The sequence below is a fragment of the Actinosynnema sp. NPDC023658 genome, assembly GCF_040639995.1.
In the GTDB taxonomy this organism is placed as follows: Bacteria; Actinomycetota; Actinomycetes; order Mycobacteriales; family Pseudonocardiaceae; genus Actinosynnema.
In genome coordinates, this window is record NZ_JBFAAX010001075.1 from 1 (window position 1) to 1,801 (window position 1,801).

At 75.1% G+C, this 1,801-nt stretch carries 2 protein-coding genes; both read left to right on the forward strand.

Features of this window, described 5'->3' with window-relative positions; genetic code table 11:
* The first annotated feature begins 128 nt into the window (after positions 1-128).
* On the forward strand, positions 129-1,499 hold the full coding sequence (locus AB0G02_RS38220) for an HAD-IIIC family phosphatase (protein WP_360804801.1): 1,371 nt from the start codon (positions 129-131) through the stop codon (positions 1,497-1,499).
* Positions 1,496-1,732: an acyl carrier protein gene (locus AB0G02_RS38225; RefSeq protein WP_360804804.1), complete on the forward strand. Its 237-nt coding sequence runs from the start codon at positions 1,496-1,498 to the stop codon at positions 1,730-1,732. The genes AB0G02_RS38220 and AB0G02_RS38225 overlap by 4 nt, the downstream gene beginning before the upstream one ends.
* Positions 1,733-1,801 lie beyond the last annotated feature (69 nt).

Below are 1,801 nucleotides of genomic sequence, written 5' to 3' on the forward strand. Positions count from 1 at the left end.
ACACGTGGTGCCCCACACTATCCCCCCACCCCCGCCTCGGCCGTCGGGGGGGGGCCGCCCCCCCCCCCGCGGGGTGGGCGCCCGGGGGGGGCGGGGGCCGCCCGGGGGGGCCCCCCCCCCCCGCGACGGTGCTGCTGCACACCGTGCCGCTGCCGGCGCAGGTGCGCGACTCGGTGATCAGCTGGCGGGCGCGCGCCGCTCTGTCCAAGGCGTGGGCGAAGCTCAACGAGGGCCTGCTGGACCTCGCCGGCGAGCACCGCCAGGTGGCCGTGACCGACCTCGTGTCGGTGCTGGCGGACTCGCCGTTCCCGGCGCGCGACGACCGGCTGCACCGCTACGGCGACCTGCCGTACACCGACGGCGCGCTGTACCTGCTGGCGCGCGAGGTCCGGCGGTTCGCCCAGGCCCGTGCCGGCCTGTCCCGCAAGGTGCTGGCGCTGGACCTGGACAACACGCTGTGGGGCGGTGTGCTCGGCGAGGTCGGCGCGGAGGGCGTGCAGCTCGGCGGCCTGTACCCGGGCAACGCCTACCGGGAGGTGCAGCGCACCGCGAGCCGGCTGCGCGACCAGGGCGTGGTGCTGGTGCTGGCCAGCAAGAACGACGCCGACCTGGTTGACGAGGCCCTGACCGCTCACCCGGAGGTGCTGCTGCGGCCGGAGGCGTTCTCCGCCAAGGCGGTCAACTGGTCACCGAAGGCGGGCAACCTGCGCGAGGCCGCGTCCGCCCTGGGGCTGGGCATCGGGTCGTTCGTGTTCCTGGACGACTCGCCGTTCGAGCGCGGTCACGTCGAGGAGGAGCTGCCCGAGGTCGTGGTGCTGCCCGCCGACGGCGACCCCGCGCACATCGTGCGGACGCTGCTGGCGCAGGGCTGGTTCGACGTCGCGGAGCTGACCGAGACCGACCTGGCGCGGCCGGAGCTGTACCGCAGCCGGACGCTGCGCAACGACTTCGCGGGCGGCTTCGGCTCTTCCGAGGACTACCTGCGCGCGCTGGACGTGCGGCTGGTCGTCGCGGAGGCGGACGGCTTCTCCGTGGCACGGGTGGCGCAGCTGGCGGCCCGCACCAACCAGTTCAACCTGACCGGCCTGCGGTTCGACGAGGCCGAGACCGGCCGGCGCGTCGCGGACCCGGACCACCTCGTCGTCACGTTCGCGGTGGCCGACCGGTTCGGTGACGAGGGCGTGATCGGCGCGGCGTGGGTCGACCGGTCCGGCGCCGAGTGGCACGTGGACAACCTCGTGCTCAGCTGCCGGGTGCTGGGGCGCGGTGTGGAACTGGCGATCGCCGCGTGGCTCGCGCGCCGGGCGCACGCCGCCGGTGCCACCGCGCTGCGCGGCCGGTACGTGCCGTCGAAGAAGAACGGCCTGGCGCGGGGCTTCTGGACCGACGCCGGGTTCACCGACGAGGGCGACGGCGCGCACGCGCTGGCCCTGGACGCCGGGCTGCCCGAGGCGCCCGCGTGGATCAACCTGCTGGAAGGGAACGAGGTAGCCCGATGACCGAGACCACGGTGGAGCAGTCCGTGCTGGAGATCCTGGCCGGCGCGCTCGACGTGAGCGTCGACGAGCTGCGCGGCGAACCGGTGCTGGCCCGGCACGAGTGGGACAGCATCAGCTCGCTGGACGCCCTGGCCCAGCTGGAGAACCGGTTGGACGTGACGCTGGACCTGCGCGCGTTCCACGCCGCCCGGACCGTCGACGACGTCGTGGCGCTGGTGCGCCCGACCTCCTGAGCCCTCCCCCTCCTGACCGACCCTCCCGACGCCGGGGCCGCACGACGTACCCGGCGACGCGGTCCGGGC

What these genes read in the sequence shown, in the direction of transcription:
- AB0G02_RS38225 (WP_360804804.1), top strand. Translation starts at nt 1,496, where the DNA reads ATGACCGAGACCACGGTGGAGCAGTCCGTGCTGGAGATCCTGGCCGGC.